Genomic DNA, 12,014 nt, shown 5'->3' with positions numbered 1-12,014 from the left:
GCACCGTCCTCGAAATCCACCGGGCGCTCGACGCCGCGGGCGCCCTCACCTGCGGCGCCACCCCGAAACCCCCCGGTATCGAACATGTGTACGAGCCTACGCGCGGCCGCCGACAGAAATTTTGGGTGCCAACCATGCACACCCAGCACCGGCGGATACCTCCATCGCCAACGCAACACGACCGAAGGCAAACGTCCCGCGAGGTTGACGCTGCCTCAAACAGCAAATCGCCAAAAGTCTCTAGCGGCCCATGCGCGACGACTCGAAGAATGGCTGGTGCCCGTTCGATTCCGTGGATCGCATCACGGCCCAAGCAGAGAAGCTAGTGCCACATCAGGCAATGTTCGCCCTGCTGTGACCATTGGCTGTGTGGATCGATACCCGATGATTGAGCACATGACGAATGGCATGTCCGTGTCCGGAAGGACGACTCGTCCTGGGCCGCCTCATCTGGTCGGTCTGACCGAGCCGGCTGACCGTCCCTGCAACGTATCCGAGAATTTCTGGGCAGAGTTGTTGGAGGTCGGCTGGGCGGCACGGCTGCGATCCCAGGGCGGCCAGACTCGATTTCAGTTGCGCTACTACGGGGAGCGGTCCGAAGGGCTAATCGTCGGTGACGACTTGCCCGCGCTGGTGTACGCGGTCACCGAGTCTGGACAGCAGATTCTGCTGTTCGACGGTGCGGCGCATGGCCATGACGCGATGTTTTGTGACAGCTGGGACGAAGCCAGACTGCGCACTCGCTGTGCCAATCAGGTGTATGTCGATGCTGAAGGCGAGAACACATTCGAGCTGGTGGTCTGGGTCGGCTACAACATCGACTGGGGGGATGAACGGCACTCCATTACGGACGCTGACGATCCCGACCTGGTCACGCTCGTCGACGGTCGTCGTATCCCGTTCGAGGTCGCCCGGCACGCCGCCTTCGACGCTGTGTTGATATCCGCCACGAACGTGCGGGGCCAGGCCACCGATGCCGTGTCGGAGGAACTGGCCTGAACGGTGCCCACGGCGGGGACGTCGCGTGCCGTTCCGGATGCTGGTCCACGCGGCGCGGTGTTGCCAGGCCGTGCGGGTGGCAGAACGAGTACACGTCCGCGAGGTCGTGAACAAGGCGAACGTTGCCTGATGCAGCAGATACTCCGCGACCTGTCTGAGGATTTGTTGACGCACCTCGGCGATGTCCACGGGTGCGACCTCACCGAGTAGCCGGGCACCGGTGGACTCGCGGCTGTCGATGAGAGCGAGCAGGAGGTGTTCGGTTCCGATGTGGTCGTGACCGAGCAGTGCAGTCTCGCGTGTGCTCTGTTCGAGCACGATCTTCGCTCGGGGCGTAAACGGAATCTGTCCTGATCGGCCAGCCTGGGGCTGTTCGGAACAGCTGATCCGGCTGTCAACGGCTTCGACCGACAGGCCCAACGACTCCAGCGTCTTCGCCGCCACACCGTCGCCCTCACGGAGAAGGCCGACCAAGAGGTGCTCGGTGCCCAGGTAGTCGCGGTTGCGTGCCTGCGCTGCTTCGGATGCCAAACATGATCGGTGAATTTCTCGAACACAGGCTGCTCCTATCGGACTCTCCACCGTGTGGTGCCCACCAACCCTCAGTATCTGCCGATCCTGTCCGGTCAGGACGGCTCCGCTCCTGACTCGACACAGCGTTCTCTTAGGCGGCCCCACCCAGGTGTCACATTCGATCCTTCGCCGGTGTCTTCATGCCGAGAGCACATAACCGGAGGAGGAATGATGACCACCAGGATCCCGCGGGCCGAGCTGACCGGCGTCTACGGCGCGATCGTCAAGCGGATGTCCCGCAAAATGTTCGGCGAGGTACCCGAGCCGGCCGAGGTGGCATGGCACAACCGCAAGGTGCTGAATTTCAGTTTCACCATCGGACGCAAGGCGCAGAAGTGGGATCAGTGCGACGAAAACCTGAAGACCTTCGCCCACATGGCGGTGGCCAGCATGGTCGGCTGTAGCTTCTGCCTGGACCTCGGCTACTTCCAAGCCAACAACGACGGGCTCGATCTGACCAAGGCACGCGAGGTGCCACGCTGGCGCGAGTCGGACGTGTTCACGCCGTTGGAGCGGGAGGTCATGGAGTACGCCGAGGCGATGACCCAGACCCCGCCCACGGTGACCGACGAGATGTCCGCACGGCTGCTCGAGCAGCTCGGCGCACCGGCGCTGTTGGAGCTGACCGCGTTCATCGCGCTCGCGAACCTCTACACCCGGAGCAACACCGCAATGGGCATCACCTCGCAGGGGTTCTCGGCGGCCTGTGGCCTCAAGCCGCTCGCCGTACGCTCGAAGTCATGACCGACGACCCGTTCGTCACCCACCGCAGCCTGCTCTTCACCGTCGCCTACGAGATGCTCGGCTCCGCCGCCGACGCCGAGGATGTCGTCCAGGAGACCTGGCTGCGCTGGGCCGAGGTCGACCGGGCCAAGGTGCACGACCCGCGGGCCTATCTGGTCCGGATCGTCACCCGGCAGGCGCTGAACCGGCTCCGGTCGCTGTCCCGCCGCCGGGAGGACTACGTCGGGGAATGGCTGCCCGAGCCGCTACTGACCAGTCCCGATGTGGCCGAGGACGTCGAGCTCGCCGAGAGCGTCTCGATCGCGATGCTCACCGTGCTGGAGACCCTCGGTCCGGCCGAGCGGGCGGTGTTCGTGTTGCACGAGGTGTTCGAGACGCCGTACCAGGAGATCGCCGAGGTGATGGGCAAGAACCCGGCCGCGGTCCGGCAGATCGCGCACCGTGCCCGCGAGCACGTCGCCGCGCGGCGGCCACGGATGCAGGTGGACCGAGCCCAACAGCAGGCGGCCGTCGAGAAGCTGATGGCCGCCCTCTCCACCGGTGACGTCCAGGGCCTGATGGAGGTGATCGCCCCGGACGTGGTGGTGATCGCCGACGGCGGCGGCATCGCGGCGGCTGCGCGCAAGCCCATCGTCGGGGTCGAACGGGTGGCGGCCTTCCTGTCCCGCGCGGCAAAGATCCCGGATTTCGTGACCACGTCGACGTTCTTCAACGGCCTGCCGGGAATTCGGATCGATGTCGGTGGCGAGGCCACCGCGGTGAGTGTGGTGGTCGAGGACGGCCGGATCACGCGGATCTACGCGATCCGCAACCCGCACAAGCTGGGGCGGCTGGACCTGGTAGCGGATCTGCGGCGCTGAGGATCGCTCACCTAACCGAGCTCGCCGAGTCGCCGCTCGGCCTCCTCGAGACGCCGACGGGCGCCGAGGAGGTCGCTCTCGCTCCGCTCCGCTGCTTGGGCCGCCGCGGTCTCGGCGCTGCGCGCGAACTGCCGCTCCTGTTCGGCCCGCTCGAGTTCGCCCCTGAGCGCGGCGATCCGGACGTCGATCTCCGCCGTAACCTCCGACGCACGTTCGAGTTCCACCCGTGCGCCCTCGGCGGCCGCGGTCGCCTGCTCCAGGTCAGCGGTGGCCTCGGCGAGTTCGGTTCGGGCGCCTCCCAGCAGGTCCGGGGCGGCCGCCGCAGGCTCCGTTGTCTCGGGCCCCGGCTCCGGCTTCGTCGCGGCAGATTCCTGCTCGGCGACCACGCTCAGCCCCGCCGGCCCGAACCCGCTGTAGCTGGCCGCGGTGACCACGCGGCCCGCACGGACCCGGTCCGCCACCTCTGGATCCGCGAGCGCCGCATGCAGGGTCTGCCCGACCTCCCGCAGCGAACCCTCGCCGACCTTCCGCCCGTGCTCAGCCGCGAGCCGACCCGCCCGCCGGGCGAGCGCGCGGACGACCTGCTGCCGCTGCGAGGACAGCTGCCTCAGGTCTTCGCCGGACAGCTGCCGCTGGGCGTCGCGCAGCTCCTCGCCCAGCCGGAGCAGCGCCGCGACCTCGTCCGGCGACTCGCGGGCCAGGAGATTGACCACCCATCCGACCGTCGTCGGCCTCCGCAAAGCGGTGATCGCGCCCGCGAGCGCCCGATCCCCGCCCTCGCGGGCCTCGGCGGCGCGAGCCGTCCTCTTCTCGACAAACTCGCCGGGGTCGAGGGCGTAGAGCTCGTCGGCGACATCGTCAAGATCCACCCCTCGATCCTGTCACCGTCGCCGCCGCGGCGCGGTCGACCCACCGATCAGATCGGGGTCATCTCGGCGATCAACCACTCGTCGCCGACGCGCTCCATCGTCACGATCACCCGACTCGACGTCGAGGTCGGCGCGGGCGACAGCGTGCTGGTGGTGATCTGGTCGACGAAGGCGAGCAGTCGCGCTTGATCGGCGGCACCGCTGAGATAGCCGGTCTCCGCGATCCGCGCCCTGGTGCTGATCCCCTCGCTCTTCGACTTGGGGGCGACGGTGTTCGCCGCGAAGTCACGGAACCCCTCTGCGAACGTCCCGGTGGCGCCTCGCGCCGCCTCGTCGAGATCGGCATCCACCGTCGCGGCGTCGTAGCTCAGCAGCGCCTCGATTCGCTCCGGTGCCGCGGCCAGCGCCTCGCCGCGGGCCGACTCCCGCTGCGCCTCCGTCCGGTTGGTCCACACCAGCGCCGCCGTCACGAGCAGCGTTGCGAGGAGCACCAGAACGGCCCCGCCTGCCGCGACCCGCCGCGTCCGCCCGCTCACGGCACGAACTCCACACCCGACATCAGGAGCCGGCCGTCGACCTCGTCGATCGTCACCCGCAGCCGATAGCTGCGCGGTGTCGCGGTCGGACTGTCGACATTGCCGACCTGTGACGATGCCGCCACGATCACCACGCCCGATTCTCCCGACTCGCTCACCAGCGCGGCCGAGTCGATCCGCCCGTCCGAGTTCACCGCCGCGTCCCGGATCGACGCCGCGAGTCCGACGGAGCTGTCCCCGAGCTCCTGTGCGAACGCACCGGTGCTCCACTCCCGCAGCTGCGCCATGTCGTCCTCCGCGGTGTCGGTGTGCACGTCGATCAGGGCCAGCACCCCGTCGCCTGCGGCCTCGACCAGCGCCTCGCGATGCGACTCGCGCGAGCGATCGGCCAGATAGGTGGTGGTCGCGACGACGGCGCACGCCAGCACCGCGATCGCTGCGGCGCCGGCCAACGCGGACAACAGGATTCGACGTCGTCCCGACGACCATCGGGTACCGTCCTCCGCCACCGGCACGTCGGGGACCTCCGTGTCGACCGCGGTCACGGCCGCGGTCCCGTCAGCAGCTGCTGCCATCCCGGTGTCCCTTCCGCGGGGGCTGACGCGGGCGCCGCCGCGGGGGCGAGGTCGGTGTGTCGGGTTCCCGCTGGGCCCGTGTACAGCTCGTCCGGCGCATTTGTACCGCTCGGGACGAACGGTTCGGGGCTGCGGCAGATCTGGGGGTTCGGCGCCCGCTTGCCCGGCACCTCCGTACACGGGATGTTCCGGGATCCGCGCACCGCGAAGATCGAGTCCTGCGGCACCTTGCAGTACAAGTCCGGGGGTGTGTCGGGGACGGTCGTCTGATTGGGATCACGACGCTCCGAGGCGGGCAGGTATCCGGTCGAGCAGGCGGCCGGGTCCTGGGCCTCCAGGTGGAAGTTGACGTTGGCGGCGCCGTCGGCCTGGCCGCGCTGCACCACCGTCTCCTGGGCCGCGATGAGCGGCGGGAGGATCACCAGGACCTGTTCGAGGGACGCGTTGTACGTGACCGCGACCTGCTCGGTGCTGGTCAGATTCGCCAGCAGCAGGGGCAGGGTCGGACGCAGGTCCTGGAACAGCGTGTCGGCCTCGTCGGCGAACCCCGGGCCCTTGTCGAGGATGCCGCGCACCGACCCGTCTGCGGTCGCCAACTGGCCGCTCAGGTGCGCCACATTCGTGGTCCACTGCCGGATCTGATCGCCGGTCACCACCTGGGTCTCGAGTAGCGGGGCGAGTTGCTGCACCAGGGTGGTCGCGGGAGTGGTCGCCTCCGACGCCTGGTCGATGAACGAGGTGGTCGAGTCCAGTAGCCGCGCGAGGTCCGGAGCCCGGCCCGCGAAGGCGGCCGCGGATTCGTCGATCACCGCGCGCAACTTGTCCTGCGGAACCGATTCCAGCATCGCCTTCGCCTGGTCGAGAACGGGGCCGATCTCCTGCGGCACCGTCACCTGCTCGGCCGCGATGACGTCGCCGTCGGCGAGGAACGGCCCCTCGGTGCCGGTCGGCTGCAGATCCACGTACTGCTCACCGATCGCGGACACGCTGCGCACCGCGACCGTGAGATCGCTGCTCGGCACCGGCACCGCGCTCTCCAGCGTCAGCTCGGCGCGCACACTGTCCGGGTCGAGTCGCACCTCCCGCACCCGACCGACGGTGTCACCGCGATAGGTGACGTTCGCGTTGCGGTACAGGCCACCGGCATTCGGCAGTTCCACGGTCACCGTGTAGCGGCCGATCCCGAGCGCGGTCGGGACCCTCAGGTAGGAGACCGCCGCCGCGGTCATGCCGATCACCGCGATGACCGCGAAGATCGTCAACTGCGTGCGGACCATTCGCGTCAGGATCATCGACCGCTCCCCTCCTGGCCTGCCGCGGCCGTGAGCGGCGCGGTCATCGGGTTGGTGGGCTTGCCGCCGGACACGGACGGCGGCGGACCGAACGGCGTGCCGAAGCCGAGGCCGGTCCGCAAGCGATCGGAGGTCAGGTCCATCAGCGCCCACAGATTCGTGTAGTCGCCGCGCATGCCCTGGTCGATCGCCGTCTGCGGGAACGGGAAGGTGCTGAGGTTGCCCAGGTTGTTGATGAGGTCCGGCCCCGCCTCGACGACCTTGGCCAGGGTCGGCTCGAGTGCCGCGAGATCGGCCTTGAGATCCTCACGGCTCCTGTTCACGAGGTCGGTCCCCACGTCGCCGAATCTCCCGACCGCGTCCAGGGCCGCCGTCAGGTCGGCGCGCTGCGCGGCCAGCACCCCCATCGCCGGGTCCAGGGTTTCGATGGCCCGACCGAGAACGTCTCGCTGAGAGCTGATCTCGCCCGCGAACAGGTCGAGGTTCGCCATCGTGGTCACCATCGCATCCCGCTGCCGGTCCAGGATCTCGGTGAGCGAGTCCAGCTGCGGCAGCAGGTCCCGCACCGCGTCCTGCCTGCCGTCGAGCGCCTTGTTCAGTTCGGTGGTGATGGTCTGCACCTGCGCGAGCCCGCCGCCGTTGAGGACGACGGACAGCGCGGTCAGCGCCTCCTCCGTGGTCGGGTACACCCCCGCCGAGGCCAGCGGGATCACGGACCCGTCGTCGAGCCTGCCCTCCGGCGCAACATCGGTCGGCGGCGCCAGCGCGATGTGCTTGGAGCCGAGCAGGCTGGTCTGGCCTATCTTCGCGGTCGCGTTGGCCGGGAGCTGCACCGAGTCCTCCAGCGACACGGTCACTCTCGCATGCCAGTTCTGCGTCTCGATGGAGCTGATGCTGCCGACCGTGACGTCATCGACGAGCACCGGCGAGTTCGGGCTGATCGTGGTGACGTCGGGCATCTCGATCACCACGGTGTAGCTCCCCTCGCCCCGGCCGGCCGCGCCGGGCAGGGCCACCGAGTTCAGCCCGCTCCACTGGCAGCCCGACAGCAGCGTCGCGGCGGCCACCACCGCGCCGCCGATCCCCCACGCGCGCTTCGTCATCGGGTCGACCTCCCTGGTGTCATCAGATCGGCCAGGTTCGGCGGTACCGGAACCGTCGGCATGGTCAGTGCAGGCATCGACGTGGCCGCCGCCGGCTTCAGCTGCGGTTCGCTGTACACCAACTGGTCCGGGGTGGCGCCGAGCGCCCGCGTTGGATTGATGCTCAGATCCGGGTAGTTGGCCCTGACGGTGTTCAGCAGCGGACCGAGATACTGGGCGCACAGTTCCGCGCCCTTTTCTGAGGTCTCGTTCGCGAGGCCGGCGATGCCACCGCAGATCAGGTCGATCGGGTTGCCGATGTTCTGGAAGGCGGGCACCCCGACCATCGCGCCCTGCGCGGGCCGGTAGACGTTGTAGTAGTTCGACAGTGCGGTCGGCCCCAGGTGCAGCACCTTCTCGAGTCCGTCCTTCTTGTCGACCAGCACCTGCGACACGTCCGCGAGGGTGCGCACCTGCTCGGTCAGCCCGGCCCGGTTCTGCGCGACGAAACGCTGCACGTCGGCGATCGCGGTGTCCAGCTGTGCCAGCGCGGGCGCCAATTGCGTTCGGCTGTCGGCCAGTACCCCTGTCACGGTCGCGAGGCGGCCCTGGAACTGCACGATCTGCTCGTTGCTGGCGGCCAGCGCGGTGGTGAACGCCTGCAAACCGCGGATCGTGCCGAAAAGATCGCCGCCGCTGCCTGCAAGGGTGCTCATCGCCCGCGACAGCTCCACAACGGACTCCCCCAGCGCGGCGCCGTTGCCCTGCAACGCGGTTCCCGCCCCCTCGAGCAGGTTCGCCGCGGGCCCGGGGTCGTCCCCATTCGGCCCCAACGCCTCCGCCGCCCGGCCCAGTTCCTGCTTGACCCGGTCCCACTCGACCGGGACCGCGGTGCGCTCGAGTCCGATCTCGGCGCCATCGGCCAGGGCCGGTGTCGACTCCTCCGTCACCGCAGGGGTCAGCTGGACGAAGCGCGCGGAGACGAGGGACTGCGCCACGATCACCGCCTTCGCGTCCGCCGCCACGGGCACCGAGCGATCCAGTTCGAGTCGTACCCGCACCCGGTCGCCATCCGGGTCGATGCCGGTCACCTTGCCGACGTCGACCCCGACCACGCGCACGTCGTCTCCGACATACAGGCCGGTGACGGAGGTGAAATAGGCCGTCACCCGGTAGTGCCGGAAGTGGTCCACCGCAAGGTAACCGGACACCACGACCGCGGCGGCCAGTGCGAGGCCCACCCCGCCAACGGCCATCCTGCGCCAGGTGATCATCAGCGGACCTCCGGAATCGGCAGCGGCGCGGGCGCCAGCCCGAACATCGCATTGATCAGCGGCTGGTTGTACTGGGCGGGCAACAGGTTCTGGATGTACGCGTAGTAGAACGGGCCGCTGGCCACGGTGTCGCCGAGGGTGCCGACATAGGTGCCCAACCCGTCGATGCCCTGCGCCAGGTTGTCCCGGTTCTTCTGCAGGATCCCCACCACGGTGTTGAGCTCGTCGAGGACCGGGCTCAACTGCGCCTCGTTGTCGTGTACCAGCCCGCTCAACTCTGTCGAGACCGCGGAGACGTTCGTGATCACCTCGGACAGGGCGCCCTGGCGACTGACGAGCTCTCCTAGCAGCGCATTGCCGTCCACGAGCAGGGAATTCACCTGCGGACCACGCTCGGCGAGCAGGCCGGCCACGTTGTTCGCGTCGGCGAGCAGCGCCCTCAGGGTCTCGTCGCGGCTGCTGAGGCTGGTGGAGATCCGGCTGACTCCGTCGAGGGCGGGCCGCAGGTTCGGGGCGCTGTCCGCCATCACCTTCCCCACCTCGTCCAGTGAGGCCGACAACTGGTCGAGGTCGATGTCCTCCACGGTCGTGGTCAGGTCCCCCAGGACATCCGGCAAGGAGTACGCCGACCGGGTGCGTTCGAGGGATATCTGCCCGCCCACCGGCATCCGTCCGTCGTCCGCCAGGTCGAGGGTGACCGCCCGCTTGCCGAGCAGCGACATGGTGGTGATGGCGGCGGCGGTGCTCTCCCCCAAACCGATCGATCCGTCGAGGGTGAAGCTCACCACGGCTCGCCCGCCCTCGACACCGATCTCCTCGACGGTGCCGATCTTCACTCCCGCGGCGTTGACCTCGTCGCCGACGGCCAGCCCGCTGGCATCGTCGAACACCGCGCTGTACCCCACCCCGGACTTCAGGAACTGAAGGTCCTGATACTGCAGCGCGGTCAGCACCACCGCCGCGGTGACGGCGAGGCCGATCACCCCGACCCGCACCGCGTGGCTCTCCACCATGTTCCTCATCGCGGCGCACACCTCCCGGTCTTCTGGTCGACCAGGTCGACCGTGATCGGCCTGCCGTCGGCACCGTCGACCTTCATCGCGATCCCGCACAGGTAGAAGTTGAAGAAGGAGCCGTAGGCGCCGATCCGGATGAGCTGTCGGTAGTTCGCGGGCATCGATTCCACGATCCGGTTCAGCTCGCCCTGCTGCTCGATCAGTGGATCCAGGCTCGTGTTCAGCTCGGTCAGGGTGCCCGCGATGTTCGGCCGGGTGTCGGTCAGCAGGTCGGCGAAGGTTCCGGTGGCGGTGTTCACGCTCGTCACGGCGTCGCCGATCAGTTGGCGGTCCGCGTCGAGACCGCTGACCAGCTGCTGCAGGTGGTCCAGGGTGCCACTGAACTGCCCACCGCGAGAGCGTAGTTCGCTCAGCACCCCGTCGAGATTGTCGATCACGCGGCCGATCAGCTCGTCGCGGTCCGCCAGGGTGTTGGTGAGCGAGCCCGTGTGCGCGAGCACCGATGAAACGGTCCCCGACTGCCCCTGGAACACCTCCAGCAACGACATCGACAGCGCGTTCACCTGCTCCGGGTCCAGTGCCTGGAACAGGGGCTTGAAGCCGCCGAGCAGCGCGTCGAGATCCAGTGCGGGCGCGGTGCGTTCGACCGGGATGGTCGCGTCCTCGACGAGCGGCTCGGCGGTGCCCGGGCTGTCGAGCAGCTCGAGGTACCGGTTGCCCACCAGGTCCTGGTACCGCACCGCCGCTCTGGTCTCGACGGTCACCGTGTTGCCTGCGTCGACGGTGAACTCCACCTGTGCCCGCCGGTTCTCGCCGAGCTCGACGGCGCTGACCGCGCCGACCGGCACCCCCGCGATCCGTACCTTGTCGCCGGGCTTGAGGCCGGACACGCTGGTGAACTCGGCGCCGTACGAGTTCGCGCCGCCGCTACGCAACTGGCCGAACACGAGGATCAGTCCCGCGTTCACCAGCAGCATCACCAGGACGAAGATCCCGAACTTGACGGTGTACCCGCGCACTTTCATCGGACCGCCGTTCCGAACAGGTAGGTCATCAGGTTCGCTGTCGCACCGCTCGGCAGGCCGCCATTCGGCTGACGCTCGGGGGCAAAGGGATTCACCCCGATATCGGTGACCAGGAAGGGTGCGTTGACGTTCGGGTCACGCAGTGGCAGTCCCATACAGTGCGGGCCGCCGGTCGCCGCGACCTTGGGCAGGTCGTCGGGATAGTGGTAGGGCTCGGTGCCCGCGATCAGGCCGATCGACATCTTGATCCCCGGCTGGCCGTTGTACGCACCGTCGCCGATCTTCTTGCTCTCCTGCAGTCCGGTGAACATGCAGGGGATCACCGGCGAGTACTCCTCGAGGAGCACCGCGGTGGGGCGCAGCAGCGAGACCACGTCGACGGCCGCGTTGCTGTTCTGCGTCAGCACCTCGTCCCCCGTGTTCGCGAGCCCGGTCACCTCGAGCAGCAACAGGTCCAGGTCCGCCTGTCGGTCCACCACGGTGTTCCCGGTGGTGGTCAGCGCGCCGAGCGAACGCATCAGATCCGGGGCCACCGCGGCATAGGTGTCGGACACGGGCGGCAGCTCGGTCAGCACCTGGTCGAGCGCGCCGTGGGCCGCCCCGAACTCCACCAGCGACGAGTCCGCCTGTCCGAGTGCGACACCGAGCCGGTCACCACGGCCCTGCAGCGCGCTCGAGAGGGCGGCAAGCGTGGCGTCCAGCTTCTCGGGCTGGACGGTGCGCAACACCTCGGTCAGGTTCTCGAAGACCGTGTTCATCTCCACCGTCACGTGTGAGGCGTCGATGGTCGAACCCGCGGCGAGCCGCTCGGCACTGGGCTGCTCGGGCGCGGACATGCTCACGAACTTGGCTCCGAATGCCGTGTTCGACGTGACCTGCACGTCGACGTTCGCCGGGATCGCATCGAGCGCATCGGGATCGATCAGCAGTGACAGGAGCGCGGTGGACTCGCCGGACTGGATGATCGAATCGACGGTGCCTACGGTGACGCCCGCCATCTTCACCCTGGCGCCCGGATCCATCACCAGGCCCGCGCGCTGCGCGACCACGGTCACCGGAACCCGGTCGGAGAAGGACTGATCGAACATCGCCACGGCCAGTGCGACGACGCCGCCGATCGCGGCGACCAGCGCGAGTGCGGCCAGCTTGTACCCGTTCGTGCGCATCTT

General features: G+C 68.5%; 12 protein-coding genes and 1 pseudogene. 3 read left to right on the top strand and 10 right to left on the bottom strand.

Annotated features, from left to right (window positions below):
- The first annotated feature begins 396 nt into the window (after nt 1-396).
- A complete protein-coding gene (locus C8K38_RS27785) occupies nt 397-999 on the top strand; it encodes a hypothetical protein (RefSeq protein WP_245222400.1) in 603 nt (200 codons plus the stop codon).
- Nucleotides 1,000-1,164: 165 nt separating this feature from the next.
- Here C8K38_RS27785 and C8K38_RS27780 read toward each other — a convergent pair.
- Nucleotides 1,165-1,581: pseudogene (locus C8K38_RS27780) on the bottom strand (Clp protease N-terminal domain-containing protein); the annotation flags it as partial.
- 162 nt (nt 1,582-1,743) lie between these two features.
- Here C8K38_RS27780 and C8K38_RS18035 point away from each other — a divergent pair.
- Both C8K38_RS18035 and C8K38_RS18030 read left to right on the top strand, forming a co-directional pair.
- The gene (locus C8K38_RS18035) at nt 1,744-2,316 is read left to right on the top strand and encodes a carboxymuconolactone decarboxylase family protein (RefSeq protein ID WP_097212811.1); all 573 of its coding nucleotides are present in this window, start codon (nt 1,744-1,746) and stop codon (nt 2,314-2,316) included.
- On the top strand, nt 2,313-3,176 hold the full coding sequence (locus tag C8K38_RS18030) for an RNA polymerase sigma-70 factor (protein ID WP_097212785.1): 864 nt from the start codon (nt 2,313-2,315) through the stop codon (nt 3,174-3,176). Before C8K38_RS18035 ends, C8K38_RS18030 begins: the two co-directional genes overlap by 4 nt.
- A gap of 11 nt (nt 3,177-3,187) precedes the next feature.
- Here the strand turns inward: C8K38_RS18030 and C8K38_RS18025 are convergent, their stop codons facing one another.
- From C8K38_RS18025 to C8K38_RS17985, 9 genes are read right to left on the bottom strand one after another with little or no spacing between them, the layout of a single operon-like run.
- The gene (locus C8K38_RS18025) at nt 3,188-4,045 is read right to left on the bottom strand and encodes a hypothetical protein (protein ID WP_097212784.1); all 858 of its coding nucleotides are present in this window, start codon (nt 4,043-4,045) and stop codon (nt 3,188-3,190) included.
- A gap of 47 nt (nt 4,046-4,092) precedes the next feature.
- A complete protein-coding gene (locus tag C8K38_RS18020) occupies nt 4,093-4,581 on the bottom strand; it encodes a hypothetical protein (protein ID WP_257017566.1) in 489 nt (162 codons plus the stop codon).
- Nucleotides 4,578-5,156 carry a hypothetical protein gene (locus tag C8K38_RS18015; RefSeq protein ID WP_143548488.1) on the bottom strand — a complete coding sequence of 193 codons (579 nt, stop codon included), beginning with the start codon at nt 5,154-5,156 and terminating at the stop codon, nt 4,578-4,580. The genes C8K38_RS18020 and C8K38_RS18015 overlap by 4 nt, the downstream gene beginning before the upstream one ends.
- Nucleotides 5,123-6,448 (bottom strand): MCE family protein, encoded by a 1,326-nt coding sequence (locus C8K38_RS18010; protein WP_097212782.1) that lies wholly within the window; start codon nt 6,446-6,448, stop codon nt 5,123-5,125. Before C8K38_RS18010 ends, C8K38_RS18015 begins: the two co-directional genes overlap by 34 nt.
- A complete protein-coding gene (locus C8K38_RS18005) occupies nt 6,445-7,551 on the bottom strand; it encodes an MCE family protein (RefSeq protein WP_097212781.1) in 1,107 nt (368 codons plus the stop codon). Before C8K38_RS18005 ends, C8K38_RS18010 begins: the two co-directional genes overlap by 4 nt.
- Nucleotides 7,548-8,804: an MCE family protein gene (locus C8K38_RS18000; protein WP_097212780.1), complete on the bottom strand. Its 1,257-nt coding sequence runs from the start codon at nt 8,802-8,804 to the stop codon at nt 7,548-7,550. Before C8K38_RS18000 ends, C8K38_RS18005 begins: the two co-directional genes overlap by 4 nt.
- The gene (locus tag C8K38_RS17995) at nt 8,804-9,826 is read right to left on the bottom strand and encodes an MCE family protein (protein ID WP_257017564.1); all 1,023 of its coding nucleotides are present in this window, start codon (nt 9,824-9,826) and stop codon (nt 8,804-8,806) included. The genes C8K38_RS18000 and C8K38_RS17995 overlap by 1 nt, the downstream gene beginning before the upstream one ends.
- A complete protein-coding gene (locus tag C8K38_RS17990; protein WP_097212779.1) occupies nt 9,823-10,845 on the bottom strand; it encodes an MCE family protein in 1,023 nt (340 codons plus the stop codon). The genes C8K38_RS17995 and C8K38_RS17990 overlap by 4 nt, the downstream gene beginning before the upstream one ends.
- Nucleotides 10,842-12,011: an MCE family protein gene (locus tag C8K38_RS17985; protein ID WP_097212778.1), complete on the bottom strand. Its 1,170-nt coding sequence runs from the start codon at nt 12,009-12,011 to the stop codon at nt 10,842-10,844. Before C8K38_RS17985 ends, C8K38_RS17990 begins: the two co-directional genes overlap by 4 nt.
- Nucleotides 12,012-12,014 lie beyond the last annotated feature (3 nt).

This window comes from Rhodococcus sp. OK611 (genome assembly GCF_003050885.1).
GTDB lineage: Bacteria > Actinomycetota > Actinomycetes > Mycobacteriales > Mycobacteriaceae > Rhodococcus_G > Rhodococcus_G oryzae.
This window is presented reverse-complemented; position numbering and strand designations above follow the sequence as displayed.

Bases quoted from the DNA above. Each gene is read 5' to 3' on its own strand.
- C8K38_RS27785 (WP_245222400.1), top strand. From the start codon at position 397: ATGACGAATGGCATGTCCGTGTCCGGAAGGACGACTCGTCCTGGGCCG.
- C8K38_RS18035 (WP_097212811.1), top strand. From the start codon at position 1,744: ATGACCACCAGGATCCCGCGGGCCGAGCTGACCGGCGTCTACGGCGCG.
- C8K38_RS18030 (WP_097212785.1), top strand. From the start codon at position 2,313: ATGACCGACGACCCGTTCGTCACCCACCGCAGCCTGCTCTTCACCGTC.
- C8K38_RS18015 (WP_143548488.1), bottom strand. From the start codon at position 5,156: ATGGCAGCAGCTGCTGACGGGACCGCGGCCGTGACCGCGGTCGACACG.
- C8K38_RS18010 (WP_097212782.1), bottom strand. From the start codon at position 6,448: ATGATCCTGACGCGAATGGTCCGCACGCAGTTGACGATCTTCGCGGTC.
- C8K38_RS18005 (WP_097212781.1), bottom strand. From the start codon at position 7,551: ATGACGAAGCGCGCGTGGGGGATCGGCGGCGCGGTGGTGGCCGCCGCG.
- C8K38_RS18000 (WP_097212780.1), bottom strand. From the start codon at position 8,804: ATGATCACCTGGCGCAGGATGGCCGTTGGCGGGGTGGGCCTCGCACTG.
- C8K38_RS17995 (WP_257017564.1), bottom strand. From the start codon at position 9,826: ATGAGGAACATGGTGGAGAGCCACGCGGTGCGGGTCGGGGTGATCGGC.
- C8K38_RS17990 (WP_097212779.1), bottom strand. From the start codon at position 10,845: ATGAAAGTGCGCGGGTACACCGTCAAGTTCGGGATCTTCGTCCTGGTG.
- C8K38_RS17985 (WP_097212778.1), bottom strand. From the start codon at position 12,011: ATGCGCACGAACGGGTACAAGCTGGCCGCACTCGCGCTGGTCGCCGCG.